The organism is Winogradskyella sp. KYW1333 (genome assembly GCF_003335675.1).
Taxonomy (GTDB): Bacteria; Bacteroidota; Bacteroidia; order Flavobacteriales; family Flavobacteriaceae; genus Winogradskyella.
Genome location: NZ_QPHL01000013.1, coordinates 174,515 through 200,923 on the forward strand (window position 1 = coordinate 174,515; position 26,409 = coordinate 200,923).

Annotated in this window: 28 protein-coding genes; 14 read left to right on the forward strand and 14 right to left on the reverse strand. The window is 33.3% G+C overall.

Annotation, left to right across the window (positions count from 1 at the left end):
• Positions 1-4 precede the first annotated feature (4 nt).
• On the reverse strand, positions 5-334 hold the full coding sequence (locus DUZ96_RS04260; RefSeq protein ID WP_114300715.1) for a MerR family transcriptional regulator: 330 nt from the start codon (positions 332-334) through the stop codon (positions 5-7).
• 1 nt (position 335) lies between these two features.
• The gene (locus tag DUZ96_RS04265) at positions 336-1,307 is read right to left on the reverse strand and encodes a M23 family metallopeptidase (protein ID WP_114300716.1); all 972 of its coding nucleotides are present in this window, start codon (positions 1,305-1,307) and stop codon (positions 336-338) included.
• Between the two features lie 133 nt (positions 1,308-1,440).
• Here DUZ96_RS04265 and alaS point away from each other — a divergent pair, with 133 nt between their 5' ends.
• Both alaS and DUZ96_RS04275 read left to right on the forward strand, forming a co-directional pair.
• A complete protein-coding gene (gene alaS, locus DUZ96_RS04270; protein ID WP_114300717.1) occupies positions 1,441-4,056 on the forward strand; it encodes an alanine--tRNA ligase in 2,616 nt (871 codons plus the stop codon).
• 30 nt (positions 4,057-4,086) lie between these two features.
• Positions 4,087-5,052 (forward strand): GSCFA domain-containing protein, encoded by a 966-nt coding sequence (locus DUZ96_RS04275; protein WP_114300718.1) that lies wholly within the window; start codon positions 4,087-4,089, stop codon positions 5,050-5,052.
• 343 nt (positions 5,053-5,395) lie between these two features.
• On the opposite strand, the gene coaD is transcribed toward DUZ96_RS04275, so the two are convergent.
• Together coaD and DUZ96_RS04285 are read right to left on the reverse strand one after the other, a co-directional pair.
• Positions 5,396-5,860 carry a pantetheine-phosphate adenylyltransferase gene (coaD, locus tag DUZ96_RS04280; RefSeq protein ID WP_114300719.1) on the reverse strand — a complete coding sequence of 155 codons (465 nt, stop codon included), beginning with the start codon at positions 5,858-5,860 and terminating at the stop codon, positions 5,396-5,398.
• 53 nt (positions 5,861-5,913) lie between these two features.
• A complete protein-coding gene (locus DUZ96_RS04285; protein WP_114300720.1) occupies positions 5,914-6,891 on the reverse strand; it encodes a D-alanine--D-alanine ligase in 978 nt (325 codons plus the stop codon).
• Between the two features lie 128 nt (positions 6,892-7,019).
• On the opposite strand from DUZ96_RS04285, the gene DUZ96_RS04290 reads away from it, so the two are divergent.
• From DUZ96_RS04290 to DUZ96_RS04320, 7 genes are all read left to right on the forward strand, one after another.
• Positions 7,020-7,568 carry a PASTA domain-containing protein gene (locus DUZ96_RS04290; RefSeq protein WP_114300721.1) on the forward strand — a complete coding sequence of 183 codons (549 nt, stop codon included), beginning with the start codon at positions 7,020-7,022 and terminating at the stop codon, positions 7,566-7,568.
• Between the two features lie 9 nt (positions 7,569-7,577).
• A complete protein-coding gene (locus DUZ96_RS04295) occupies positions 7,578-8,612 on the forward strand; it encodes an RluA family pseudouridine synthase (protein WP_114300722.1) in 1,035 nt (344 codons plus the stop codon).
• Between the two features lie 82 nt (positions 8,613-8,694).
• Complete coding sequence (gene yaaA / locus DUZ96_RS04300; RefSeq protein WP_114300763.1) at positions 8,695-9,453, forward strand: peroxide stress protein YaaA; 759 nt, start codon at positions 8,695-8,697, stop codon at positions 9,451-9,453.
• The gene (locus DUZ96_RS04305; protein WP_114300723.1) at positions 9,453-10,106 is read left to right on the forward strand and encodes a uracil-DNA glycosylase family protein; all 654 of its coding nucleotides are present in this window, start codon (positions 9,453-9,455) and stop codon (positions 10,104-10,106) included. Before yaaA ends, DUZ96_RS04305 begins: the two co-directional genes overlap by 1 nt.
• A 122-nt stretch (positions 10,107-10,228) precedes the next feature.
• The gene (locus DUZ96_RS04310; protein ID WP_114300724.1) at positions 10,229-11,035 is read left to right on the forward strand and encodes a tryptophan-rich sensory protein; all 807 of its coding nucleotides are present in this window, start codon (positions 10,229-10,231) and stop codon (positions 11,033-11,035) included.
• 120 nt (positions 11,036-11,155) lie between these two features.
• Entirely contained in the window at positions 11,156-12,445 is a 1,290-nt protein-coding gene (locus DUZ96_RS04315) for a DEAD/DEAH box helicase (protein ID WP_114300725.1), read from the forward strand.
• Between the two features lie 4 nt (positions 12,446-12,449).
• Positions 12,450-12,674, forward strand: coding sequence for a VF530 family DNA-binding protein (locus DUZ96_RS04320; protein WP_114300726.1), 225 nt, complete (start codon positions 12,450-12,452; stop codon positions 12,672-12,674).
• Between the two features lie 101 nt (positions 12,675-12,775).
• Here the strand turns inward: DUZ96_RS04320 and DUZ96_RS04325 are convergent, their stop codons facing one another.
• The 9 genes from DUZ96_RS04325 to DUZ96_RS04370 form a co-directional block, all read right to left on the reverse strand.
• The gene (locus DUZ96_RS04325; protein WP_114300727.1) at positions 12,776-13,672 is read right to left on the reverse strand and encodes an esterase family protein; all 897 of its coding nucleotides are present in this window, start codon (positions 13,670-13,672) and stop codon (positions 12,776-12,778) included.
• On the reverse strand, positions 13,669-14,553 hold the full coding sequence (locus DUZ96_RS04330) for an esterase family protein (protein ID WP_114300728.1): 885 nt from the start codon (positions 14,551-14,553) through the stop codon (positions 13,669-13,671). Before DUZ96_RS04330 ends, DUZ96_RS04325 begins: the two co-directional genes overlap by 4 nt.
• A 318-nt stretch (positions 14,554-14,871) precedes the next feature.
• On the reverse strand, positions 14,872-15,633 hold the full coding sequence (gene trpA, locus DUZ96_RS04340; protein ID WP_114300729.1) for a tryptophan synthase subunit alpha: 762 nt from the start codon (positions 15,631-15,633) through the stop codon (positions 14,872-14,874).
• Position 15,634: 1 nt separating this feature from the next.
• Positions 15,635-16,816: a tryptophan synthase subunit beta gene (gene trpB / locus DUZ96_RS04345; RefSeq protein ID WP_114300730.1), complete on the reverse strand. Its 1,182-nt coding sequence runs from the start codon at positions 16,814-16,816 to the stop codon at positions 15,635-15,637.
• The gene (locus DUZ96_RS04350; protein ID WP_114300731.1) at positions 16,800-17,414 is read right to left on the reverse strand and encodes a phosphoribosylanthranilate isomerase; all 615 of its coding nucleotides are present in this window, start codon (positions 17,412-17,414) and stop codon (positions 16,800-16,802) included. The genes trpB and DUZ96_RS04350 overlap by 17 nt, the downstream gene beginning before the upstream one ends.
• Entirely contained in the window at positions 17,411-18,196 is a 786-nt protein-coding gene (gene trpC, locus DUZ96_RS04355) for an indole-3-glycerol phosphate synthase TrpC (protein ID WP_114300732.1), read from the reverse strand. The genes DUZ96_RS04350 and trpC overlap by 4 nt, the downstream gene beginning before the upstream one ends.
• The gene (gene trpD / locus DUZ96_RS04360; RefSeq protein WP_114300733.1) at positions 18,193-19,185 is read right to left on the reverse strand and encodes an anthranilate phosphoribosyltransferase; all 993 of its coding nucleotides are present in this window, start codon (positions 19,183-19,185) and stop codon (positions 18,193-18,195) included. The genes trpC and trpD overlap by 4 nt, the downstream gene beginning before the upstream one ends.
• A gap of 2 nt (positions 19,186-19,187) precedes the next feature.
• On the reverse strand, positions 19,188-19,754 hold the full coding sequence (locus tag DUZ96_RS04365) for an aminodeoxychorismate/anthranilate synthase component II (protein WP_114300734.1): 567 nt from the start codon (positions 19,752-19,754) through the stop codon (positions 19,188-19,190).
• Position 19,755: 1 nt separating this feature from the next.
• Complete coding sequence (locus DUZ96_RS04370) at positions 19,756-21,156, reverse strand: anthranilate synthase component I family protein (protein WP_114300735.1); 1,401 nt, start codon at positions 21,154-21,156, stop codon at positions 19,756-19,758.
• A 234-nt stretch (positions 21,157-21,390) separates the two neighbouring features.
• Here DUZ96_RS04370 and DUZ96_RS04375 point away from each other — a divergent pair, with 234 nt between their 5' ends.
• The 5 genes from DUZ96_RS04375 (at position 21,391) to DUZ96_RS04395 (ending at position 25,520) form a co-directional block, all read left to right on the forward strand.
• A complete protein-coding gene (locus DUZ96_RS04375) occupies positions 21,391-21,930 on the forward strand; it encodes a TlpA disulfide reductase family protein (RefSeq protein ID WP_114300736.1) in 540 nt (179 codons plus the stop codon).
• Between the two features lie 6 nt (positions 21,931-21,936).
• Positions 21,937-22,548 (forward strand): thioredoxin family protein, encoded by a 612-nt coding sequence (locus DUZ96_RS04380; protein WP_114300737.1) that lies wholly within the window; start codon positions 21,937-21,939, stop codon positions 22,546-22,548.
• 125 nt (positions 22,549-22,673) lie between these two features.
• Positions 22,674-22,985 (forward strand): rhodanese-like domain-containing protein, encoded by a 312-nt coding sequence (locus DUZ96_RS04385; RefSeq protein WP_114300738.1) that lies wholly within the window; start codon positions 22,674-22,676, stop codon positions 22,983-22,985.
• Between the two features lie 18 nt (positions 22,986-23,003).
• Complete coding sequence (locus DUZ96_RS04390) at positions 23,004-23,408, forward strand: rhodanese-like domain-containing protein (protein WP_114300739.1); 405 nt, start codon at positions 23,004-23,006, stop codon at positions 23,406-23,408.
• Positions 23,409-23,543: 135 nt separating this feature from the next.
• Complete coding sequence (locus DUZ96_RS04395) at positions 23,544-25,520, forward strand: cytochrome c biogenesis protein CcdA (RefSeq protein ID WP_114300740.1); 1,977 nt, start codon at positions 23,544-23,546, stop codon at positions 25,518-25,520.
• Positions 25,521-25,522: 2 nt separating this feature from the next.
• Here the strand turns inward: DUZ96_RS04395 and DUZ96_RS04400 are convergent, their stop codons facing one another.
• Positions 25,523-26,251: a nitroreductase family protein gene (locus DUZ96_RS04400; RefSeq protein WP_114300741.1), complete on the reverse strand. Its 729-nt coding sequence runs from the start codon at positions 26,249-26,251 to the stop codon at positions 25,523-25,525.
• Positions 26,252-26,409 lie beyond the last annotated feature (158 nt).

Here is a 26,409-nt window from a genome sequence, read left to right on the forward strand (position 1 = left end):
AAGTTTAAAGTTGTGATTTAATTTTATTTAGTTGTGCCTTTATATTTTCAAGTTTTTCAATGATTTCGTACTTCTCTAGTGCTTGTTTTTTTTCTTCCTTTAAATGAATTTTAGCACCTTCTAAAGTAAATCCGCGCTCTTTTACCAAATGATAAATGAACTTTAAATTTTTAATATCATCTGGCGTAAATTTCCTATTCCCTTTTGCATTCTTCTTTGGTTTGATTACATCAAACTCCTTTTCCCAAAAGCGTATCAAAGAAGCGTTAACCTTAAATGCCTTGGCAACTTCCCCAATCCCATAATATCTTTTTTCTGGTAAATCTATGTGCATTCTAATCTAAGGATTGGTTTTCTAATGATGCTTTTTCCAGTAGTTTATCAAACTCTTCAGCTGATAGGTTTCCGTAATAGAAATTAATTGGGTTTATACGGATTCCGTCTTTAAAGACCTCATAGTGCAAATGTGGTGCTTCTGATCGACCTGTACTACCTACAAAGCCGATTAAATCACCGCGCTTTACGCGTTGATTTACACGTACATTATATTTAAATAGGTGCGCATATAAAGATACGTAACCAAATCCATGGTCAATACGGATATGCTTACCATATCCAGTTGCACTATTGTCTGCACGTTTTACAATTCCATCACCAGTTGCGTAGACAGGTGTGCCGCGTGGTGCTGTAAAATCCATTCCAAAATGAAACTTCCTCACTTTGGTAAATGGGTCAGTTCTAAAACCGTAACCAGAAGCAACTCGTGTAAGACTTACATTATTTACTGGTTGAATGGCAGGTATGGCTTCTAAAAATTTTTCTTTGTCTTCTGCAAGTTTGGCTATTTCATCCAATGATTTGGATTGTACTACTATAGCCTTTTCGAGAATATCTAATCGCTTATTTGTTTCAGCTATTAACTGTGAGTTATCAAAGCCTTCATACTTTTTATAACGATTAATACCTCCAAATCCAGCACGTCTTTGTTCATCTGGTATTGGATTGGCTTCAAAATATAGTCTATATATGGCGTTGTCACGTTCTTCAACATTTTCTAATGCCGCAATTGCATCATCCATTCTCTTGTTGAGTAGCTGGTACTGCAATTCCATATTTTGCAATTCACGAGCAAGTTCACGTTCTTTTGGTGATTCAACATATTGGCTCACAATGAAGAATGAAAGAAACCCAAACAATCCCGCAGCAGCAAGAAACAACATGATATATTTAAATGTTGTTCTTTTCCTACGTCTTATTTTGCGGTAAGAAAGTGTTTCGGAATCATAATAATATTTTACCTTACCCATATTGCAAATTATACTATTTTTACAGCTAATAAAAACATTTTGTAGCCCAATTTTATTAGCGTAACGACCAAAGATAAAAATTGTTTTGCAATTGTGGGAATTTAATATAGAATCAAGCTCTAATTAATTGTATATGAAATCTAAAGATATTCGTGCTAAATTTTTAAACTTTTTTAAAGGGAAGGAACATCTTATTGTCCCTTCTGCGCCGATGGTTGTAAAAAATGACCCAACACTGATGTTTGTTAATTCTGGGATGGCACCATTCAAAGAGTATTTTTTAGGTAATGCAGTGCCTAAGCAAAACAGAATTGCAGACACACAAAAATGTTTAAGAGTTTCTGGAAAGCACAATGATTTAGAAGAGGTTGGTTACGATACTTACCACCATACACTTTTTGAAATGCTTGGCAACTGGAGTTTTGGTGATTATTTTAAAAAGGAAGCGATTGCTTGGGCTTGGGAATTAATGACCAAAGAGTATGGTATTGATAAAGATATGCTTTATGTCACTGTTTTTGGGGGAAGTGATGATGATGATAAACTGGAAATGGATAATGAGGCTTTTGATATATGGAAACAATACATTGATGTAGATCGAATTTTAAAAGGTAATAAGAAGGATAATTTCTGGGAAATGGGTGAACAAGGTCCTTGTGGGCCGTGTAGCGAAATACATGTAGATATTCGTTCTGCTGAAGAAAAGTCAAAAGTAAACGGTAAAGATTTGGTAAATATGGACCATCCTCAGGTGGTTGAAATATGGAATTTAGTTTTCATGCAGTACAACCGAAAAGCTAATGGATCCTTGGAAGTATTACCTAACAAACATATTGATACAGGAATGGGCTTTGAACGTCTTTGTATGGTACTACAAGGTGTACAATCTAATTATGATACTGATGTTTTTACGCCGATTATTCGTGAGATTGAAACTATTACGAGTTCAAAATATGGTGAAGACGAAAAAATTGATGTTGCAATTAGAGTAATATCAGATCATGTAAGAGCGGTTGCATTTTCAATTGCAGATGGGCAATTACCTAGTAACACAGGTGCTGGTTATGTAATTCGTAGAATTTTGAGAAGAGCGATTCGATATGGTTTTACATTCTTAAACCAGAAAGAACCATTCATTTACAAGTTAGCAGATACTTTAGGGAATCAAATGGGTGAGGCATTTCCAGAAATTAAGTCTCAAGAACGACTTATTGAGAATGTGATAAAGGAAGAGGAGCACTCTTTTTTAAGAACATTGGATCAAGGCTTATTATTATTGGATAAGGTAATTGAAAATACTTCATCAAAGACTGTAGATGGCAGTAGAGCTTTTGAATTATATGATACTTATGGCTTTCCTTTGGACCTAACCCAATTAATTGCCAGAGAGAAAGGGTATGAAGTTGATGAAGCCGGTTTTGATTCTGAAATGCAAAAGCAAAAAAATCGCTCTAGAAGTGCTTCTGCAACCGAGACTTCGGATTGGGTGATATTGAGAGAAGACGATACGGAAGAATTTATAGGTTATGATACATTAACTGCAGATGTGAAGTTAACGAGATATAGAAAAGTAGTTTCTAAGAAGGATGGCGATCAATATCAACTTGTTTTTAATTTAACACCGTTTTACCCAGAAGGTGGTGGGCAAGTTGGCGACAAGGGATTCATTGAAGTTCCAAATGGTGATATTGTTTATATAAGAGATACAAAAAAAGAGAATAATCTTATTATTCATATAACCAAGCAATTACCAAGTCATTTAGAAGATACGTTTAAGGCTGTTGTTAATGACGAGCATAGAAGACTTTCAGCGAGCAATCATACGGCAACTCATTTGTTGCATCAGGCATTAAGAACAATTTTAGGAACTCACGTAGAACAGAAGGGATCTTTAGTAAAACCCAAAAATTTGAGATTTGATTTTTCCCATTTCTCTAAAGTAGATGCAGATCAGTTGCAACAAATTGAAGATTTTGTTAATGCAAGAATCCGTGAAAACTTACCTTTAGAAGAACAACGAAATATCTCAATGCAAAAAGCCTTGGATGAAGGTGCTATTGCTTTGTTTGGTGAAAAGTATGGTGATAGTGTAAGAGCAATACGGTTTGGTCAATCCATGGAACTTTGTGGTGGAACACATGTTAAACAAACAGGCGATGTTTGGCATTTTAAAATTAAATCTGAAAGTGCAATTGCCTCTGGAATAAGAAGGATAGAAGCCATAACCAATGTAGCTGTTGGTGAATATTTTGAAAATGTAGATAAACAATATGAAGCGATAAAACAGGTTTTGAAAAATCCTGCTGAACCTGCAAAAGCAATTCATAACCTTCAAGAAGAAAACGCAAGTTTAAAAAAGCAAATCGAAGCTTTGTTAAAAGATAAGGCGAAGAATTTAAAAGGTGATTTAAAAAATGAAATCACTGATGTTAATGGTATTCAGTATTTGGCCAAAAAAGTAGATTTAGATGCCAAAGGAATTAAAGATCTTTGCTTTGAGCTAGGCAATCAATCTAACAATCTTTTCTTGTTTTTTGGTGCAGATAATAATGGCAAAGCCCTACTTTCTTGCTACATATCCAAAGAACTTGTGGCGAGTAATGGCCTTAATGCAGGCACCATTGTAAGGGAACTTGGCAAGTACATCCAAGGTGGAGGTGGAGGTCAACCATTTTTCGCAACTGCAGGTGGTAAAAACCCCGCAGGAATAGAAGAGGCTTTAAAAGCTTCTGAGAACTATCTCAAATAGGTAAAAACATTTGATTTTGGAGTTTATACGATGGATTTACAAACTAAAATACCATTAAAAAGGCAAATACATAATCAGATTGATTATGATTCTAAGGCTCTCTTTCTTGGGTCGTGTTTTTCTGAGAGTATTGGTCAAAAATTTGAGTATTATAAACTACAAACTGTAATAAATCCATTTGGTATTTTATTTCAACCCTTAGCCATAGAAAACCTTATTACTAGGGCTGTTAATCAATCATATTATGAGAAAAATGAACTTCTAAAGGTTCAAGATCGTTGGATTTGCCTTGATGTACACTCTAGATTAGACAGAAGCTCAGAGGATGAAATATTGGATTTATTAAATCATCAAATAGATAAGACTGAACAACAACTTAGAACATCTTCACATATAGTGATTACCCTTGGTACTTCTTGGGTATATAGATTTATTGAAACCGATAGGGTTGTTGCTAATTGCCATAAGATTCCTCAAAAAAAGTTTTTGAAAGCGCTTTTGAAAGTTGAAGAAATTGAAGAAAGCCTACACTCTATAGTAAGTTTAATAAAATCAGTAAACAAAGAAGTTTCTATTTTATTTACTATTTCTCCGATACGTCATATTAAGGACGGAATAATAGAAAACAACCAGAGTAAATCTCACTTGATATCGGCTATTCATAATATCGTAGATCCACATCATAAATTGTATTATTTCCCAGCTTATGAAATTATGATGGATGAGTTAAGAGATTATCGTTTCTACAAAGAAGATATGATTCATCCAAGTCAATTAGCAATTGACTATATATGGGAAAAATTTAAGACTGTTTGGTTTACGGATGAAGGTTTGTCAATGATTGAAAGCATTGGAAAGATTCAGGCCAAACGCTCTCATAAACCATTTAACTCGGATTCTGTTGAGCACAAGAAATTTTTGGCTCAATTAAAATTAGATATTAACAATATTCATAAGAAATATCCTTTTATATCTTTTTTAGAATTAGATGAGTAACAATAAAAATCCACTTTAACATTTAAAATGTGTTTTTTATCGAAAAAACGGCAATTACATTTTAAATAATGTTATCTTAAGTTGCTATTAATCAAGTTTTTGAAAGCATCATTTATTTTTTGTATAAAACAAAAAATATTTGATGTTTTTTTTTGCCCTTGTTTATCTAATAGCTCGATTCAGTCTTTTTTTTACCAGATTAAAACTCTTTTAACTAGTACGTTCCCATCTATAGGCATTGGATTTCTTTATGGTTTTGGTGATTTATTTTGTTTGTCATTAAAAAATTTCACCCAGTGAAAATACTTTTAGTTAATTAATTTGGAAGTCTCCTAAATGGTTTTTAGTCTTGATCTGGAAATACTACACTATCTGGCACCAAAACGGAATAATTACCATTATTTCTAATGACGTCCCTAACGATTGATGATGAGATATAAGATGTTTTGGCCGCAGTTAATAAAAATACAGTTTCGATTTTTGAAAGCCTTCTATTGGTGTGAGCAATAGCTTTCTCAAACTCAAAATCTGCAGGATTTCTCAATCCTCTTAAAATAAATTTTGCATTTACCTCTTTGCAATAGTCTACTGTAAGACCGCTATAAGTCGTAACCTTTACTTTTGGTTGGTGTTTGAATGCTTCTTCAATAAACTTTTGACGCTCTTTAATTGAGAACATGTATTTTTTATCTGCATTTATACCAATAGCAACAATAATCTCATCAAATAGTTTTACACCGCGTTTAATAATATCGTAGTGCCCTAGGGTAATTGGATCAAAAGATCCTGGGAAGATGGCTCGTTTCATGCTATAATTTTTTATAAGCTATTGGTGTCGAAGTATTGATTAAGCAAATATAATTAATTCTGTAATGCCTCTTCAATGGCATTATTAAACAGAGCTTTTAAACTAATTCCTGCTTCATTAGCTTGTTGAGGTAATATACTTTCTTTTGTGAAACCAGGTACGGTATTCATTTCCAAGAAATAGGGATGGTCGTTTTTAAAAATAAACTCACTTCTGGAAAACCCTTTCATTTTTAGAATTTCATAAATACGTTTTGCCTCAGTATTTACTTTGTTTTTGTATTCCTCAGAGATTCTTGCTGGAGTAATTTCTTGAGACTTACCTTCATATTTAGCTTGGTAATCGAAAAAATCATTTTCTGAAACGATTTCCGTGATAGGTAATACCAATGTTTCTCCTTGGTAAGATATAACACCAACAGACACCTCTATACCATCTAAGAATTCTTCAATTATAATTTCATTATCCTCTTTAAAGGAAGCGTCAATGGCAGGTTTAAGTTCTTCTTTATTGTATACTTTAGAAACACCAAAACTACTACCTGCTTTATTGGCTTTAACAAAGCATGGTAAACCAACTTTGTTTATTATTTCATCTTCATTAATGCTATCACCGTAATTAAGGTAATAGTTTTCAGCAGTTTTTATGCCATAGGGTTTTAAAGTAGATATGAGATCCCTTTTGTTAAAGGTAAGAGTGGCTTGGTACATACTGCAGCTTGTATGTGGTATATCAAGCAGCTCAAAATAAGCTTGCATATAACCATCTTCACCAGGTGAGCCATGTATGGCATTAAACACACAATCAAATGTTACTTTATGGCCTTCAATTTTTACTGAAAAGTCATTCCTGTCTATTGTAAATTTGTCTTCATTATCATCAACATAACACCATTCATCTTTAAAAACATGAATTCTGTAGGCATCATATTTCTCCTTATCCAATGTTTCATATACCACATTACCGCTTTTAAGTGATATTTCATATTCACTTGAATATCCACCCATTATTATGGCAACATTTTTCTTCATTGTATCTTCTGAAAATCGATAATGTAAATGTATCATTTATTTTGAATAAACTAAATCATTCCTCGATACGTATATAAAATTTTATGACGTGATATATTTTATTAGTTTTGTCAATAATCAATTAATTCATGGGTTTAGTCAAATTTCTAACCAGCAAAGTATTTTTTAAACAATTAGCTTTGGCTATTGTAGCCATAGTGGTTTTAAGTTTTTTGGTCTTAAAATGGTTAGATATAACTACTAAAAATGGTGAATTCGTGGTTGTACCTAATTTAAAAGGTAAATCAGTAGAAACAGTTGAAATAGAACTCAGGGATAATGATCTGGTAATGCAAATTCAAGATTCGGCCAACTTTAATCCAAATTATCCAAAGTATTCTGTTTTAGAGCAGAATCCTGTGGCTGGCTCAAAAGTAAAAGAAGATCGTAAGATCTATCTTATTTTGAATGCTTCGGGTTATAGAAAGGTCGAAGTACCTAATATATTAAAACGAACATTAAGGCAGGCGAAACCTACTCTTGAAGCCTTAGAGTTTAAAATTGGTAAGATTACCTACAGAGATGCAATTGGTGAAGGTGTTATGTCAATGTCTCATAATGGCAAACCATTGAAACCAGGAGCTCTTTTGCCACTTACTTCTCAAATAGACTTAGTCGTTGGTAACGGCGAGTTATAAGCTATTGAAATGCCAAATATATCTGATTTAGATACTCAAGATGACCAACTTTACGAGCATTATGCTTTTAGGGTAGTGAAGGGTCAGCAATCTGTTAGAGTAGACAAGTATTTAATGAATTTTATGGAAAATGTAACACGCAGTAAAATTCAAAATGCAGTCAAAGACGGGTTTGTCTTTGTAAATGGCAAATCAGTTAAAGCAAGCTACAAGGTAAAACCTAATGATTACGTTACGGTTAAATTTGAACATCCAACTCACGAACAATTACTAGTTGCGGAAGATATTCCGATTGATATAGTCTATGAAGATGACGATGTTCTTGTAGTAAATAAACCTGCCGGTATGGTGGTTCATCCAGGCCACGGAAATTATTCAGGTACCCTCATTAATGGGTTAATATATCACTTTGAGAATTTACCGAATAATTCTAGTAATCGACCTGGTTTAGTACACAGAATTGATAAGGACACAACTGGTTTATTGGTTGTTGCGAAGACGGAATTGGCGATGACACATTTATCTAATCAGTTTGCAAAAAAGACAAGTGAACGGGAGTATATTGCTCTTGTATGGGGAAATGTTGAGGAGGATGAAGGTACAATTGAAGGAAATATTGGTAGACACCCTAAAAATAGACTTCAAAATACAGTTTACGAAGGAGAGGACGCTTATAAAGGCAAGCCAGCTGTAACACATTTTAAGGTCATTGAACGTTTTGGTTATGTTACTTTAGTGAGTTGTAGACTCGAAACTGGCCGAACACACCAAATCCGTGTGCACATGAAACATATTGGACATACGCTTTTTAATGATGAACGCTATGGTGGAGAAAAGATTCTGAAAGGTACCACCTTCACCAAGTACAAACAGTTTATTTCAAATTGTTTTAAAATTTTACCTAGACAAGCTTTGCATGCTAAAAGTTTAGGTTTTGAACATCCAAATACAGGAAAATTTTTGCGCTTTACAACTGAAATACCAGAAGATATCCAGTCTTGCATAGAAAAGTGGAGATCTTACGCAAAGCATCAAGATAATTAATAGTACCATTGTTAATATTTGTTGAATGTCATTTCAACTTTTTGAAGGACTTCGTAAATTTGCAATCAGAAAAAGCAACTATATGAAACTTGTAATATCACCTGCCAAATCTTTAGATTTTGAAAGTAATGTACCAACGACAAAATCGAGTGAATTTTGTTTTTCTGCAGAAGCAGAACGCCTCAATAAAATCCTAAAGAAAAAATCGCCTAGAAGTTTATCTCAACTGATGAATATTTCAGCAAATTTAGGTGAGTTAAATTATGATCGTAATCAAGAGTGGAGTTTGCCCTTTAATAAAGACAACGCAAGACCTGCAATGTATGCTTTTAATGGTGATGTTTACAGAGGATTAGATGCTTATACAATTGACAAGTCAAGTTTAGATAAGGCCCAAGATACAATAAGAATCATTTCTGGCTTGTATGGTATCTTAAAGCCACTAGACTTAATACAACCTTACAGATTAGAGATGGGAACTAAACTTCCTGTAGGAAGAAATAAAAACCTTTATGATTTTTGGCGCAAAAAAGTTACTCAAGCACTTAATGAGGAACTTAAGGAAGGAGAATTGTTCTTAAACCTAGCAAGTAACGAGTATTTTAAGGCTATAGATAAAAAAGCGCTTAAAGTACCTGTTATAACTGTGAGTTTTAAGGAATTTAAAAATGGGCAATACAAAACCATTGGTTTTTTCGCTAAATATGCAAGAGGGTTAATGGCTAGATATATTATTGATACTGATGCAAAGACACTTGATGATATAAAAGGTTTTAATTATGATAATTATGCGTTAAGTAATGAGTTATCAAGTAAAAACGAACTTGTTTTCACAAGATAATGTTTTTGCACAAGCATCCTTACCCACCATTTATTAATCAAGACACTACAAAACTAATTGTAGGCACTTTACCACCACCAAGATTTTCAACAGGACAATTGTTAGAAAAAGATGTAGACTTTTGTTATGGGAGCTGCTATAACTCCTTGTGGTTATACCTTGATAAAATTCATAATCTTAATTTAAGATATGACAATTCAATTAGGGCTATTGAACAACGTAAAGCGTTTTTGAAAATGCACAAAATTGGTGTTTGTGATATAGTAGCCAGTGGTGAACGTCAAAAAATAGATGCCTCAGACTTAGGCTTGTCAAATGTAATACTTAGAGACCTTATCGGTTATTTAAGAGAATTTAAATATGTAGATACTATTCTATTCATTGGAGGTAATAGTAAAAATGGTCCTGAATATTTCTTTAGGAAACTTATTAAGACCAATAATTTAAGATTAGAATTGGTTTCTAGCGAGATTCCTAGAATTCATCAATTTTCTATAGATAATCGAATAATAAAAACAGTCTCTTTAACTTCTTCTTCTGGTTCTGCAAATAGAGCAATTGGTAGTATGCAGTTATACAAGCAACTTAAGGCCAAAAATCCAAATTTTTCAACTTTTGATTTTAGAGTATTGCAGTATCAGGAATATTTTTAAGGACTGAGTATAGAAAATTAGTTTGTGATGATTATTATTTCTGTTTCAGACAAAAATCTTTGTTCAAATTCTAAAAATTACTAATGATTGATTAACTTGTATTACGAGTAACAACAATCATTGTGAAAAAAGCACTGCAAATCGGAAATGGGTTGGCATTGGGTTCAACTATTTTCATCAACTACTTATCAAATACTGGTTTAATTAATGATACAACTATTGGAGAAATGTCCAATGGTTATAGGTCTGTATTTACACCTGCAGGATACACCTTTGCTATTTGGGGTTTAATTTATCTATTGTTGATTTCATTTGCCATATATCAAGGGCGCAGCCTATTTGTACATGTCAAGGACGATAGTTTTGTTGAGAAAATCGGAATATGGTTTATTCTATCTTGTGTGTTTAATTCCTTTTGGGTATTTGCTTGGATTTATGAATACACTGGCTTGTCTTGTGTTTTAATCTTTTTATTACTTATTTCTTTGATCAAGATTGTAATTAATTTAGGCATGGAGCATAACGATGGACGTTTTCCACTTATGGCTTTTGTTTGGTGGCCTTTTGCCATATATTTTGGTTGGGTAACTGTTGCAAGTATAGCAAATGTGTCTAGCTACCTTATAAAGCTAAAATGGGATGGGTTTGGATTGCCAGATAATACCTGGACCATTATTATGATTTGTATAGCAGTGATAATAAATCTTTATGTAATGTGGAAACGCAATATGAGGGCATTTACATTAGTTGGTGCATGGGCATTGATAGGTATTGGTGTAGCTAATAGCGCAGTAAATGAGATTATAACAACAACTACATTTATTGCTGCGGCTATATTGATAACAACTAACGGAATTCATGGTTTTAAAAACCTCTCTGCAAATCCATTTGCAAAGTATAGGGAGTGGCAGGCAGAAAAGAAATCATAAAAATTATTATTTACAGCGAGTAAGGATAAAAATAACTGTAACTTCGCTGGACATAGCAAGGTGAGATTTTAATATGATATTCATCTTAAATGCCAATTCTGGCAAACTTAAAAAAGATGTATGTCATTTAAATCATTAGGCTTGTCGGAGCCTTTACTAAGAGCCATTAGAAAGAAAGGATACGAAACGCCTTCACCGATTCAGCAAAAAGCGATACCACCTGTTTTAGACGGAAAAGATGTTTTGGCTTCTGCACAAACAGGTACCGGTAAAACGGCAGGTTTTACATTACCCTTATTACAATATTTATCAGATAAGCCTCAGCAAAGAAATAGACCTATTCGTGCTTTGATATTAACACCAACCCGCGAATTAGCAGCGCAGGTTTATACTAATGTTAAAGAGTATTCGGAGTTTCTTAATATCCGAAGTACAGTTATTTTTGGTGGTGTTAAACAAAAACCGCAAGTAGCTACCTTGCGACAAGGTATTGATGTATTAATAGCTACACCAGGTCGTCTAATTGATTTGGAGAATCAAGATATCATATCTCTAAAACGAATAGAAATATTTGTTTTAGATGAAGCTGACCGCATGTTAGACATGGGATTTCTTCGCGATATTGAGCGCATTATGAAGTTGATGCCTAAGCGACGTCAAAATTTAATGTTTTCTGCTACATTTTCTAAAGACATAAAAAAGTTAGCATATTCCATATTACATAATCCAATACAGGTTGAAGCTACACCAGAAAATACAGCAGTTGAGATTATAAATCAAAAAGTATTTCGTGTTGCAAAGACTAAAAAAACAGGATTAATTATCAAACTTATTTCTGATGGAAACTGGAAGCAAGTTTTAGTATTTACTAGAACTAAACATGGCGCTAATAGACTTTGTAAAAAAATGATAAGCGCAGGTATTTCAGCTTCCGCTATTCATGGTAATAAAAGTCAAGGCGCGAGGACAAAAGCCTTAGCAGGATTTAAAAAAGGATCAATTAGAGTATTGGTTGCGACAGATATTGCGGCTCGTGGTCTAGATATTCCTTTGCTACCTCATGTTATTAATTTCGAGCTCCCTAATATTTCTGAAGACTATGTGCATAGAATTGGAAGAACTGGTAGGGCAGGGGCAAGCGGTGAAGCCATTTCTCTTGTAAGTGCAGATGAGACATCCTATTTACGAGGAATTGAGAAGTTGATTGATATGAAAATTGAAGTAGAGATTGTTGAAGGTTTTGAACCAGATCCTAGTGCTTCTACAGAACCAATAAAGCCGGGTCAAAATAGGCAGAGAAATAAAAACCCAAGGCAACCTTCAAACTCTAGAAACTCTAATAATCCAAAGAATTCTAACAGAAGCCGTAATAGAAATAGAAAACGCCGTCAAAAAGATAATAGAGGATAATAGAATGAGTATGCAACCAAATAACCTATTACATGGTGTTAAGTTAGAACAGATTATTCTTGAGCTTAAGGAACATTATGGATGGGAGTATATGGGTTTTCAAATTAATATTAGATGCTTTACTCATGATCCTTCGGTGAAATCTAGTTTAAAATTTTTGAGACGTACACCTTGGGCAAGATCTAAGGTTGAAAAAATGTACCTATATATGCTTCAAAATAAAAATTAAACCTTAATTACAACAATACCAAAATTTTATGATAACATTTTAGAATATTAAAAACATAATAATTCTGTTGATCAACTTATGGTCTAAACTGGCGGAGCACATTAATTCGGAATTAATGTAGATTTTCTCATGGAGTCACTGATAAAAATCAATCCTTCTGGTAGAGAATCTATCCAGAAATTCCAAGTATGGCCACCATCTTTTACTCGGAACTCATGTGGTATTCCTTTGTTTTTCAGTTTAATATGAAGCGATGTATTACCTATGGTTAAAAAATCATCATCACCACAATCAAAATAAATAGCTACAGATTTTAAGTCTTCTAAATCTTGAGTGTCTACAAAATTTAGTAGGTCAAATTCTTTAATCGCATCAGTATATCTCACTTCTCCTTTTTTGCCGATTACAGAAGGAGATATTCTACCAAAATATCTGTCAAAATGATTAGAATTATCATTTATGATTTCATCATAGGTTCTTACACTTGGACTAAAAGCTGCACAGGTACCAAAAAGCTCATGGTATTTTAGGGCGAGTCTCATGCTCCCAGCACCTCCCATGGAAAGACCACTAATAGCTCTATATTGTTTATCTTTAATTACATTGTATTTTTCTTCAACAAATGGTATAAACTCTTTAATAAGCATCTCTTCATAAGGATAGGAGCCATCATCTCTATTCATATATAATCTATCATCGCCATCTGGCATTACAATCACCATTGGGTTAATTTTTTCTGCCCTAATTAATTCGTTCACTATATCAGAAAGTAGGCCTTCCATGTACCAGTCGGTTTCATCTCCTGTGAATCCGTTGAGAAGATATAGAATTGGAAATTCTTCATCTGAGCTTTCATATTCTGAAGGTAAGTAAACAGAATATCTAATGTTTTTTCCCAATAGTTTGGAATCCATTTCAAGACTCAGCTTTACTTCACTTTGTGCAAATGATATAATACTAATGAAATAAAAAAGAGATAGAATTAAGATTTTTTTCATTTTGAAGTTCGCATTGAGTTACTAATAAAAACTAAACCAACCGGTAATGAATCTACCCAGAAATTCCAAGTATGCGCACCGTCCCTAACTCTATATTCATGTGGAATTCTTTTTTTGGTTAATTCTATATGAAGCATTGCATTACCTACCGCCAAAAAATCGTCATCCCCACAATCAAAATAAATATCCACTGATTTCAATAATCTAGGATCTTTGGTATCTATCATATCAAATAGATTGTAATCTTTAATAGTTGCATTTATGCGATCTTTGCCTTTAGCACCAATCAAGGAAGGTGATATTCTACCAAAATAGCCTTCAAAACTTTCTTGATTTTCATTTATTATTTCTTCTTCCGTTCCTATTGCTGCACTAAACGCCGCACAAGAACCGAATAGTTCGTGATATTTAAGAGATAGTCTTAGACTACCAGCGCCACCCATAGATAGACCACTAATACCTCTAAATTGCTTTTGCTTTTTTATTCTATATTTATTTTCAACAAATGGCATTAGCTCCTTAATAAACATATCTTCATAAGGGTAGGTGCCATCATCTTTATTCATGTATAATCTGTCATCACCATTTGGCATTACAATAACCACAGGTTCTATTTTATTGCCTCTTATAAGTTCATCTGCTATATCTTTTACATGACCAATTCTAACCCAGTCCGTTTCATCACCTGTATATCCGTTTAGTAGATATACCACTGGATACTCTTTTTTAGCGTCCTCAAATCCATGTGGCAAATACACTGAATATTTCACATCGGTATCTAATAATTTGCTCTTCATTGGAAGGCTTATCAAAAGCTTGCTCTGGGCAAACGTGGCACTTAGGATGAAAGAAGATAAAAGGAGTAAAATGGTTTTTTCCATTGTGAGAGTTTTACTTTATTGATTAAAAGAAGCTATCTCTCAAATATATCAATTTATACTTTGGAAAGGGTTGGCAGAGACAATTGAAATGAAGTAGTGTTGATTATTTTTTAAGTTTTATAATAATGAGTCGTATTAGCAGTATAAATGGGAAACCGTGTAATACCAAATCAAAATAATCCATAGGTTGCATACCCTTTGCACCACCAAAAAGCCATCTGAGTTTACCATTAATATGTGGTTCTGGGAAAAATGGTGCTAAGCCTAGTGTTAGACAAAAAAAGAATAATAATACGCCAGTCCGTTGTGAGCTTCATGTTAAATTATTGTTTTTACAAATTGGTCAATGGTATTAACGCCATTATCTGTAACGTGCTTAATAAAGGCACTTCCAATAATTGCACCTTTTGCATGTTTTGTGGCCTGTGTAAATGTATCACTATTAGAAATACCAAAACCTACAATTTGTGGGTTATTTAATTTCATATTTGCAATACGAGTAAAGTAGGCCTCTTGCTCATCACCAAATCCAGATTTGGCTCCTGTAGTACTTGCGGAGCTTACCATATAAATGAATCCGTCTGAAACTGAATCTATAAATCGAATACGCTCATCTGAAGTTTGTGGCGTGATTAAAAAGATGTTTATTAAACCATAGGATTCAAAAATACTTTTATAGTCAGAATGGTACACATCTACAGGCAAATCTGGAATGATAAGTCCATCGATACCAATTTCCTGACACTTCTTGCAAAAAGCATCAACACCATATTGAAGCATAGGATTAAAATAACCCATGATAATTAATGGGATACTAACTGTTTTACGGATGTCTTTTAATTGCTCAAAAAGAAGCTCACTAGTCATGCCATTTTTTAATGCCTGTGTAGAACTTGCTTGAATCGTAGGTCCATCAGCTAATGGATCACTAAAAGGCAGTCCTATTTCAATCATATCCACACCATTTTTTTCAAGGTTTTGTATGGTGGTCAACGTATCATCAATATTAGGATAACCGGCCGTAAAATATATGGAGAGTAACTTCTTGTCCTGCTCTAATTTCTTATTTATTCTATTCATTTTATAACTTAAAATAGTCAATATAATTCTGTAAATCTTTATCACCTCTTCCAGATAGGTTAACTACAATAATATCATCTGGATTGAAGGTTTTATGTTCAAATACTGCTAAGGCATGCGAAGTTTCAATAGCAGGTATAATACCTTCTAGTTGTGATAGCTCCAACCCAGCCGTCATAGCTTCATCATCTGTTATGGCAATGAATTCTGCTCTACCTGTTTTATATAAATTAGCATGCATTGGGCCAACGCCTGGATAATCCAATCCAGCAGAAATAGAATAAGGTTCTGTGATTTGACCATCATTCGTTTGCATTAATAAGGTTTTACTGCCATGAATAATACCTTCTTTTCCTAGAACAGAAGTTGCCGCACTTTCACCGGTATCTACACCTTTTCCTGCAGCTTCGACGGCGATGATATTCACATCTTTATTGTCTAAATAATGATAATAAGTGCCTGCAGCATTACTGCCTCCACCTACACAGGCAATAAGATAGTCCGGGTTTTCTGTACCTTCTTTTTCTTTAAGTTGGGTCTTGATTTCTTCAGATACAATGGCTTGAAATCTTGCTACCATATCTGGATATGGATGAGGTCCTACAACACTACCAACAATGTAATGCGTGTTTACTGGGTTGTTGATCCAATCTCTCATCGCCTCATTTGTGGCATCCTTTAATGTTCTACTTCCCGATAGTGCAGGTACAACTTTGGCGCCTAACATTTTCATACGTGCTACGTTTGGAGCTTGCCTAGCGATATCAATTTCACCCATATACACTACACATTCTATTCCCATAAGAGCACAAACGGTCGCAGTAGCAACACCATGTTGACCAGCACCTGTCTCAGCAATAATACGTGTTTTACCAAGTCGTTTTGCCAATAAAATCTGACCAATTGTATTGTTTACTTTGTGAGCACCAGTGTGATTTAAGTCTTCGCGCTTTAGATAAATTTTGGTATTGTATTTTTCTGAAAGTCGCTTTGCAAAATATAGAGGTGAGGGTCTGCCAACATAATCTTTTAATAACTGATTAAACTCTTCTTTAAAAGAAGGGTCTTCAGAAATCTTTATGTAATTCTGGCGAAGTTCTTCAATATTTGGGTACAGCATTTCTGGTATATATGCACCACCAAACTCCCCATAATAGCCTTTTTTGTTAATGTTGTAACTCATTTTTAAATTTTTCTAAATCATTAATGTTTTTAACTCCAGGGTTTATTTCAAATTTGCTATTTACATCTAAAGAATAGCAATATTTTGAAGCTGGACTATCTATAAAATCTTTAAGTTTTTCTACTTCTTTTAAACCAATTCCACCACTAAGAAAAAATGGTTTAGTTGATGGGTAATCCTTTAAAACATTCCAATTAAAAGTGTAACCATTGCCTCCAGGTAGTTTGCCTTTTGTGTCAAAAAGATAATAATCGCAGACCTCTTCGTAAGGTAATAGTACTGAAAAGTTAAATGAATCTTTTATTGAAAATACTTTGATTATTTCTGCGTTTTCAAGTTGAGAACAATACTCTGGTGATTCTTGTCCATGTAATTGAACCACATCTAATTTTTGTTTTTTTATTATACTTTGTAATGTTTCTAAGTCTTCATTTACAAACACTCCAACTTTTTTAATGGCTTGTGGTAAGTAAGGTAAATTACCATTAAAATATCTTGAGGATTTATCGTAGAATATAAACCCTAAAAAGTCAGGTCGCAGTTTTGCTACAGCCTCCATATTATTAAGATATTTCATTCCACAAACCTTCAGTTTCATGAGTTGATATTTTTTATAAATTGAGTTGCACTTTTACCTGGATTGTCTGTCTTCATAAAATTTTCACCTATTAAGAATCCTTTATAACCGTATGGTTGCAATTCTTTAATAGCCTCAATAGAGCTTATACCACTCTCGGAAACTTTTACAAATTCATCTGGTATAAAATCACTAAGTAGTTTAGATGTTTCTAGACTAACATTAAAGGTTTTTAGATCTCTATTGTTAACCCCTAGCATATCCAACGAAGGCATAATTGATTTATGTAATTCTTCCTCGTTATGCACTTCTAATAGCACATCGAGCTGCAATGATTTAGCAAATTCTGACAAAGACTTTATATTATCTTTTGTTAAAATGGCAGCAATCAGTAAAATTACATCCGCACCATACGCCTTTGCTTCTAAGATTTGATATTCGTCAATAACAAATTCTTTTCTCAATAGTGGTAATTGACAACTTGATCTTGCAATTATTAAATCGTCTAAAGAGCCACCAAAATACTTACCATCTGTTAATACAGACATACCACAAACTCCTGCATTTTCGTATCCTACTGCTACATCTTGTACATTGAGTTTGTAATTAATTTCGGCTTTAGATGGTGATCTGCGCTTGTGTTCAGCGATAATGCCAGAACTACTAGTTCTCAAGGCTTTTGAAAGGCTATGTGTAGGTCTATTAAATAGCACAGATGCTTCTAGTTGACTCGTTGGAATTAAAGCCTTACGAAGTTCAACTTCTTTACGTTTATCAAATACTATTTTGTCTAAAATGTTCATTTACTAAGTTCAATCAGTTTTGTTAAACATTGCTTTGCTTTACCACCAAACAAGGATTCTTTTGCCATTTCAATACCCGCTTTATGATCAATTTTATTGGCCGTTGCTATTGCTAAGCCCGAATTGGCGAGCACAACTTCGTTTTGGGCTATTGTACCATCGCCATTAATTATTTTTTTGAATAAACTTGAAGCGTCCTTTACAGTATCACCACCGAAAATTTCAGACTGATTGACCTGATTTAATCCAATTTCCTTCGGACTAAAGAGTAATTCTGAATCATTGGTAATGACCTTTGTTTTTCCTGTTAAGGATATTTCATCATAGCCATCTAATGCATGAACGATGGCGTAGTACTTATCTGTTTCTTGGTATAGATAACCATAAAGCCTTAACAACTCTAAATTAAATACACCCACCATTTGGTTTTTTGGAAATGCAGGATTTACCATTGGTCCTAGCATATTAAAAAAGGTCTTAACGCCTAATTCTCGTCGAATTGGTGCTACATTTTTCATAGCCGGATGAAACAGTGGTGCATGTAAAACACAAATGTTAGTCTCATCAATGCTTTTTCTTAGAAAGTTAATGTCATTGGTAAATTTGATGCCTAAATTCTCCATTACATTTGAAGAGCCACAAGTTGATGAAACTCCATAATTTCCATGCTTAGTAACTTTCACACCTGCACCTGCAGTTATAAAAGATGACAATGTTGAAATATTAAAAGTATCCTTTCCATCACCTCCTGTACCACATAAATCTATAGTGTCAATTCCATCAAGTTCAACAGGAATGCATAATTCTAAAAGTGCATCTCTGAATCCTCTTAATTCTTCAATAGTGATACTACGCATCATATAAATCGTAAGAAAAGAAGCAATTTGACTCTGGTTATACATTCCTTTTGAAATATTTACCAAAACGGCTTTAGCCTCATCACTACTGATGCTTTCTTGATTTATGAGTCTGTTTAAAATTTCTTTCATAATTAACTATTCACCCAGTTTTCAAGTATTTTTTTTCCATTAGGTGTAAGAACAGATTCAGGGTGATATTGTACAGCTTTCACATCGTATTCTTTATGCCTTAATGACATTATTTGACCATTTTCATCAAAAGAAGTCGCCTCTAAACTATCTGGTAAAATCGCACTTACAACCCAAGAGTGATATCTGCCTACTTCAAATGTTTTGTCTAATCCTTTAAACAATACCTCATCATCAACTGATAATGTTATATCTGTGGCAACACCATGATAAACCTGATCTAGATTATCCAGTGAGCCACCAAATACCTCTGCTATAGCTTGTTGGCCAAGACATACGCCAAAAATACTTTTGGTAGATGCGTATTTTGCAATAATATCTTTTAAAAGACCGGCTTCATCTGGTATACCAGGTCCTGGTGACAAAACAATTTTATCAAAAGCTTCAACCTCATCTAGAGTTAATTTATCGTTTCTTTTTACAGTTACCTTGCATTTTAAATCCTCTAGGTAATGTACCAAGTTATAAGTGAAACTATCGTAATTGTCAATAACTAAAACTTTTTTCATCTTAAATATCTTTAGCTTGTTCTATAGCATTGGTTAATGCACCAAGCTTGTTGTATACTTCTTGTAATTCACTTTCTGGTTCAGATTTTGCAACCAATCCAGCACCAGCTTGCCAAAATAATTTATGGTTTTTACTTAAAAACGTCCTTATCATTATGGCGTGATTGTAATTGCCTTCAAAATCCATAAAACCAATCGCGCCTCCATAATATCCTCTGCTGGTTTTTTCATATTTTTCTATGAGCTGCATCGCCATATGTTTTGGAGCACCACTTAAAGTTCCTGCAGGAAATGTATCTGCAACTACTTGCATAGTCTCAGTTCCTTTGTTTTTTATGCCAGTGACCTTACTGACAAGGTGAATAACATGTGAGAAGAACTGTACCTCTCTATATGTTTCTACCTTAACGTTATGACCGTGTCTGCTTAAATCATTTCTCGCCAAGTCAACAAGCATTACGTGTTCACTATTTTCCTTATCGTCGTTTATTAAACTTTCAGCCAGCTCAGCATCTTTTAAATCGTTTCCTGTACGTCTAAATGTGCCAGCAATTGGATGTATTTCTGCTTTCCCATCGCTTACAATAAGCTGTGCTTCTGGTGAGCTTCCAAAAATTTTGAAATTGCCGTAATCAAAATAGAATAAATAAGGAGATGGATTTATACTTCTTAGTGCTCGGTATACATTAAATTCATCGCCACTAAATTTTTGAGAAAATTGTTTAGATAATACAAGTTGAAATACATCACCTCGCGCACAATGTTTCTTTGCAAGTTCAACATGTTCTTTATATTCATCATCAGTTAGATTAGACTCTATATCGCCATCAGTATCAAAATCATAAGATGCATATTGCCTCGTTTGAATTAGCTGAAGTAGTGTTTCAATATTATTTTCGGTATCAAAGCAATGTGCAAAAATATAGGCCTCATTTTTAAAATGATTAATGGCGATTATATTTTGGTAGACCGCATAATAAATCTCTGGAATTTCTATAGAATCTGGTTTGTTTGAGATTTTTATATCCTCAAAATATTTCACAGCATCATAGGCGGTATACCCAAAAATACCGTTGTTTATAAATTTAAATTCTTTATTATTTTCAACTTTAAAAAGCTTTGTGAATTTTTGTATTTCTTCAACAACGCTAACTGTTTTTACGTGGTTGATCTTTGAGCTTCCATCTGGATAATTCTGACATATTGTTTCGTCTTTAACTTCTATTGATGCTATTGGATTACAGCAGATATAAGAAAAACTATTGTCATTAGCGTGGTAGTCACTACTCTCTAACAAAATACTGTTAGGGAATTTATCTCGAATTTTAAGATATATACTAACAGGTGTGATAGTATCTGCAAGTATCTTTTTATAGTGTGTATATAAACTAAATGTTTTCATTGATTGTTAATTAAAAAAAGGCCTGTCGTGAATGACAAGCCTTTTTTCTATATTTTATACATACAAGGTGTTAATTCACAGACGTCGAGTTTGAGAAATTCCACCACCAAGTATGAGTAATTATTGTTTTCATTATGTGTCAAATATAGAAATGATAATTTTTATTATCAAACTTTTGAATTAATTTTTTGTTAATTATTCCAAGTCATAAATTTTGATTAATAACTTTAGCCTATGAAACAAATTATACTGGTTGTTTTCTTACTATTTGTAGGATGTAAAAATGAAAATCCTCAAATTGAAAAGAAGGTTGATAAGGTAACTGCTGAAGTTGTTGAACCTGGTTCAGAAAGTATTGAACTTGAGATTTATGATTACGATGGTTTAGAACCGTTAATTAACAAAAAAGATGACAATATTCATGTGGTAAATTTTTGGGCTACTTGGTGTGCGCCCTGTGTAAAAGAGTTACCATATTTTGAAGTAGTTAATGAAAAGTATCAAGATAAAAATGTCGAGGTTTTATTAGTAAGTTTAGATTTCCCGAAGAATTACGATTCTAAACTCAAACCATTTATGAGCAAGCACAAATTACAATCTAAGGTTGTTGCATTTGATGATACAGATCAAAATAGATGGATACCTGCTATTAACGAAAACTGGTCAGGAGCAATTCCGGCTACAATAATTTATAATAATGAAAAGCGCCTTTTTTACGAAAGGTCATTTACTCAAGAGGAGTTAGAAAACGAATTAAAACAATTTTTAAAATAAATACTCATGAAAACTTTAAAGGTACTTTCACTAATAGTAATTATGACCGTTGTTTCGGCATTTACAGTTAAGCCAGATACAGATGGTTATAAAGTTGGTGATTTAGCAACAGACTTCAGTCTGGAAAATATAGATGGTAAATTGGTATCTTTATCAGACTACATAGACGCAAAAGGATTCATTGTTATTTTTACCTGTAATACTTGTCCATATGCCGTAGCATACGAGGATAGAATTGTTGCATTAGATAAAAAATATGCTTCAAAAGGATTTCCTGTAATTGCAATCATGCCTAATAACACTGATGTAAAACCTGGTGATAATATGGAGGCAATGAAAGCTCGAGCTAGAGCAAAAGGATTTACATTTCCGTATTTAATGGATAAGGAACAAAAGATTTATCCACAATATGGAGCAACTAAAACACCTCATGTATATATTTTAGAAAAAACAAGAAAAGGTAATGAAGTAAAATATATTGGTGCAATTGATGATAACTACAAAGATTCGGCATTAGTAACAACAAAGTATGTTGAAGATGCTGTAGATACATTGCTAGATGGTGGTGACGTTAAGGTAAAAGAAACACGCGCTATTGGATGTTCAATCAAAGTGTAATGTATTGAATATTTGATTGTCATAAAAAATAGAAAAAAATCAATCTGAAGTTGTAAAACTTCGGGTTTTTTTTCGTCTATATCATAAGGAAATGTTAATTTTGTTGAAGTAAAAAGCTATAAAAAGTGAATTTATCGCAAAAAGATTGGACAAAACAACTAGAAGAAGACAATAATTCGGTTGTTTTAGATGTTAGAACTCAGAACGAAGTTGACGACGGAATTATACCAAATGCAATTCATATAGATATTTATAAAGGTCAAGGATTTATTGATGAAATTAATAAATTTGATAAGTCTAATAATTACTATGTGTATTGTAGATCAGGTGGTCGTAGTGAGCAAGCATGTGCAGTAATGAATCAACTTGGTTTTGAAAACGTCTTTAATTTATCTGGAGGTATACTTGATTGGAAGGGTGATATTATTCATCAATAATTAAATATTAAGATAGTCATGAAAAGATTTTTTTATATCTGTTTTTTAATTCCCGTACTTTGTTTTTTAGTAAGCTGTATGGATACTAAAAACACTGGAATTAAATTAGTAACTGCAGAAGAAATGATATCTATTTTAGAATCGGAAGATGTTCAGGTTATAGATGTGAGAACACCAGAGGAGTACGGTGAAGTGCATATTTCAAATGCTCAAAATATTGATTATTTTTCACCTACTTTTGAGGAAGATATAACAAAGTTAGATAAGGAGAAACCAGTTATCCTATATTGTAAAGGTGGCACAAGAAGCGCAAAATGCGCAAAGAAAATGGAAGAAGCTGGTTTTGAAAAAATCTATGATCTCGAGGGAGGTCTATCCAGGTGGCAACATTCTGAAGAACTCGAGCTTGAAGTAAAATCATAAAAACATAACCGAACAATTTGTTCGGTTTTTTTATGTTATAAAAGTATCATTGTAATTCTTAAGGTTTTTATAAATTACGCGACTGTTTATCAATATTAGAATTACAACAATTACATTTATGTTAACGCTTTATTTATGAAGATTAAATCCCTATTATTTTACGTATTAATTGCGTTTTGTTTTTCATTTCAATTAAATTCTCAGATTTTAGAACCTGTAAAGTGGGAGTCAAAGGTTGAGAAAGTTTCAGAAAATGAGTATAAAGTCATTATACAAGCTAATATTGATAAGGGCTGGTACATTTATTCCCAGCACCAACAATCTAAAGAAAGTTTTGCACCTACAACATTCTTTGAATTTACAAATCAGGAAAATAATTATACTCTAATAGGTGAGTTCGCTGAGCCCTCTGTAGCGCCAATATTTGATAAAATATTTGAAGAAAACGTTGTAAAATTTAAGGACACTGCCGTATTTGAACAATTGATTGCAATTAGTAATTCTGAACTTAGCCAATTTGATCTTATTGTAGAATACCAAACCTGTGACGATTCTAAATGTATTCCTGGTGATTACACTTTCAATATTTCATTAGATGGCTCCGATATAACCAAAGAAATTGCCGAGATCGATAATAGGAGCAAGGAATTATCTGAGTCATTCAATCTTAATGTAACAGGTTGGGATAAATTTGAAAGCCAAACCATTAAAAAGAAAGGTAATTTTTCGATTTTTTTATTGGGTTTTCTGGGTGGATTAATTGCATTGTTAACCCCTTGTGTGTTTCCAATGATACCTTTAACCGTTTCATTTTTTACTAAAAGTGCAAACGATCCAAAGAAAGGTTTATTTAACTCGATCCTTTATGGTTTTTTCATTTTCATAATTTATGCGCTATTGAGTATTCCTTTTCATGTATTAGATTCTTTAGATCCTGGAATATTGAATAATATCTCTACTAATGTTACTCTTAACATAATATTCTTTATAATTTTTATAGTATTTGCCTTTTCATTCTTTGGTTATTTTGAATTAACACTGCCACAATCATGGAGTGCAGCTATGGATAGTAAAGCCAATAAAATTGGTGGATTTATTGGAGTATTTTTTATGGCCTTAACCTTGGCTATAGTGTCATTTTCATGTACAGGTCCAATATTGGGAACGCTTTTGGGAAGTTCATTAACAGCAGATGGTGGTGCTATGCAATTAACTATGGGAATGAGTGGATTTGGTTTAGCTTTGGCCTTACCGTTCTCCTTATTTGCTATGTTTCCTAAATGGCTTAATTCGTTGCCAAAGTCTGGTGGATGGCTAAATACGGTTAAAGTAGTGCTAGGTTTTATTGAATTAGCTTTAGCACTTAAGTTTTTATCTAATGCAGATTTGGTTGAGCATTGGGGACTTCTTAAACGTGAAGTGTTTATTGGTCTGTGGATATTTATTGGTATTGGATTGGTCCTATATCTATTTGGGAAAATAAAGTTTCCACATGATGGGCCTCTGCAAAAACTAAGTAAAGTAAGAATAACAACAGGTATTTTGGTTATTGCATTTGTAATTTACCTTATACCAGGATTGACAAATTCAGCTCATGCAAACCTAAAATGGTTAAGTGGTTTCCCGCCACCTGTGTTTTATAGCCTATATGAAAAATCATCTGAATGTCCATTAGATCTTAACTGCAATAAGGATTTAAGTGAAGGCTTGGCACAAGCTAAGGCAGAGAATAAACCTATTTTACTAGACTTTACTGGTTGGGCTTGTGTTAACTGTAGAAAGATGGAAGAGCAGGTTTGGAGCGCGTCTAATGTTTATGATATACTTAGTGAAAATTATGTCATAATTTCGCTGTATGTAGACGATAAAAAAGCATTGCCTGAAGAAGATCAATTTCAGTATTTAAGAAGTAATGGATCGGTTAAGGAAATAGAAACTATAGGCGATAAATGGGCAACTTTGCAAACGATTAATTTTGAGAACAACTCACAACCCTATTACGCATTATTAGACCATGACATGCAATTGCTAAATACTACAAATGCCTATGAACCTGACGCAGATGCATATTACGATTGGTTAAAAAAGGGACTGGAAAATTTTAAGAATTAAGGTTATACTTCAAAATATACCTCTTTGAAAGGGATTCTAAATCTTGGACCATAAATACCTTTATCATCTCTAATGCCACATCCAATCACCATATTTATTTCAGCACCACTTGGAAGGTTGAGTATCTTTTTAACCCTTAATGTATCACTACCTTCCATCGGGCAAGTATCATAGCCAATTGCTGCCATACTGGTCATAAAATTTTGAGCAGCTAAGCCAGCGCTTTTATGGGCGACAATTCGCATATCACTTAAACGTGTTTGTCTGTAAATAGGCTTGAATATACCAACAATCTGAAAAATAAAAAATTTAATATATCCTAGTATACCAAGAAAGTCCATGTAAATCGTAGGTATGAGTTTTTTATAATAATTAGTGGCCATTTTTTTACGTTTTAAATCACGTTCGCTCAGTCCTTCTTTGTTATATACTCTATTCAAAAAATCAATATTTGCATTAGCTCGTTTTTGCCACAAATCTTTTCTTGTCACAACAACTACCAATTGTTGGGCTGTCCTTGCAGCGCTTTGATTGAAACATGCTTCTGCAAGTAATTTTAGTTTTTCTTTGTTGGTAACATGATAAAATTCCCAGAGCTGAAGATTGCTACTCGTTGGTGCTAAAGAGGCATTTATAAGGCATTGTTTTACTTTGTCTGTATCAATCGGTTGTTCTGTATATAACCGAGTTGATCGTCTATAAGCAATAGCTTCTGTAACTGTTTTTTCCATGCGCTTTTAGTTTTTATTAATTTATAGATTGAGTCACTATTACACGATCCATATTAACATTAAAGTTTAGTACTTTAAATACGTATTCGTCTTTTAGATTTGACGTTGTGTTTTCTTTTTTTATAAAGTGATTTGAGGCGATTCATTTTCAAAAACAC

Excerpts from the sequence above, each read along its gene's own strand:
- DUZ96_RS04260 (WP_114300715.1), bottom strand. The coding sequence starts at position 334 with ATGCACATAGATTTACCAGAAAAAAGATATTATGGGATTGGGGAAGTT.
- DUZ96_RS04265 (WP_114300716.1), bottom strand. The coding sequence starts at position 1,307 with ATGGGTAAGGTAAAATATTATTATGATTCCGAAACACTTTCTTACCGC.
- alaS (WP_114300717.1), top strand. The coding sequence starts at position 1,441 with ATGAAATCTAAAGATATTCGTGCTAAATTTTTAAACTTTTTTAAAGGG.
- DUZ96_RS04275 (WP_114300718.1), top strand. The coding sequence starts at position 4,087 with ATGGATTTACAAACTAAAATACCATTAAAAAGGCAAATACATAATCAG.
- coaD (WP_114300719.1), bottom strand. The coding sequence starts at position 5,860 with ATGAAACGAGCCATCTTCCCAGGATCTTTTGATCCAATTACCCTAGGG.
- DUZ96_RS04285 (WP_114300720.1), bottom strand. The coding sequence starts at position 6,891 with ATGAAGAAAAATGTTGCCATAATAATGGGTGGATATTCAAGTGAATAT.
- DUZ96_RS04290 (WP_114300721.1), top strand. The coding sequence starts at position 7,020 with ATGGGTTTAGTCAAATTTCTAACCAGCAAAGTATTTTTTAAACAATTA.
- DUZ96_RS04295 (WP_114300722.1), top strand. The coding sequence starts at position 7,578 with ATGCCAAATATATCTGATTTAGATACTCAAGATGACCAACTTTACGAG.
- yaaA (WP_114300763.1), top strand. The coding sequence starts at position 8,695 with ATGAAACTTGTAATATCACCTGCCAAATCTTTAGATTTTGAAAGTAAT.
- DUZ96_RS04305 (WP_114300723.1), top strand. The coding sequence starts at position 9,453 with ATGTTTTTGCACAAGCATCCTTACCCACCATTTATTAATCAAGACACT.
- DUZ96_RS04315 (WP_114300725.1), top strand. The coding sequence starts at position 11,156 with ATGTCATTTAAATCATTAGGCTTGTCGGAGCCTTTACTAAGAGCCATT.
- DUZ96_RS04320 (WP_114300726.1), top strand. The coding sequence starts at position 12,450 with ATGAGTATGCAACCAAATAACCTATTACATGGTGTTAAGTTAGAACAG.
- DUZ96_RS04325 (WP_114300727.1), bottom strand. The coding sequence starts at position 13,672 with ATGAAAAAAATCTTAATTCTATCTCTTTTTTATTTCATTAGTATTATA.
- DUZ96_RS04330 (WP_114300728.1), bottom strand. The coding sequence starts at position 14,553 with ATGGAAAAAACCATTTTACTCCTTTTATCTTCTTTCATCCTAAGTGCC.
- trpA (WP_114300729.1), bottom strand. The coding sequence starts at position 15,633 with ATGAATAGAATAAATAAGAAATTAGAGCAGGACAAGAAGTTACTCTCC.
- trpB (WP_114300730.1), bottom strand. The coding sequence starts at position 16,816 with ATGAGTTACAACATTAACAAAAAAGGCTATTATGGGGAGTTTGGTGGT.
- DUZ96_RS04350 (WP_114300731.1), bottom strand. The coding sequence starts at position 17,414 with ATGAAACTGAAGGTTTGTGGAATGAAATATCTTAATAATATGGAGGCT.
- trpC (WP_114300732.1), bottom strand. The coding sequence starts at position 18,196 with ATGAACATTTTAGACAAAATAGTATTTGATAAACGTAAAGAAGTTGAA.
- trpD (WP_114300733.1), bottom strand. The coding sequence starts at position 19,185 with ATGAAAGAAATTTTAAACAGACTCATAAATCAAGAAAGCATCAGTAGT.
- DUZ96_RS04365 (WP_114300734.1), bottom strand. The coding sequence starts at position 19,754 with ATGAAAAAAGTTTTAGTTATTGACAATTACGATAGTTTCACTTATAAC.
- DUZ96_RS04370 (WP_114300735.1), bottom strand. The coding sequence starts at position 21,156 with ATGAAAACATTTAGTTTATATACACACTATAAAAAGATACTTGCAGAT.
- DUZ96_RS04375 (WP_114300736.1), top strand. The coding sequence starts at position 21,391 with ATGAAACAAATTATACTGGTTGTTTTCTTACTATTTGTAGGATGTAAA.
- DUZ96_RS04380 (WP_114300737.1), top strand. The coding sequence starts at position 21,937 with ATGAAAACTTTAAAGGTACTTTCACTAATAGTAATTATGACCGTTGTT.
- DUZ96_RS04390 (WP_114300739.1), top strand. The coding sequence starts at position 23,004 with ATGAAAAGATTTTTTTATATCTGTTTTTTAATTCCCGTACTTTGTTTT.
- DUZ96_RS04395 (WP_114300740.1), top strand. The coding sequence starts at position 23,544 with ATGAAGATTAAATCCCTATTATTTTACGTATTAATTGCGTTTTGTTTT.
- DUZ96_RS04400 (WP_114300741.1), bottom strand. The coding sequence starts at position 26,251 with ATGGAAAAAACAGTTACAGAAGCTATTGCTTATAGACGATCAACTCGG.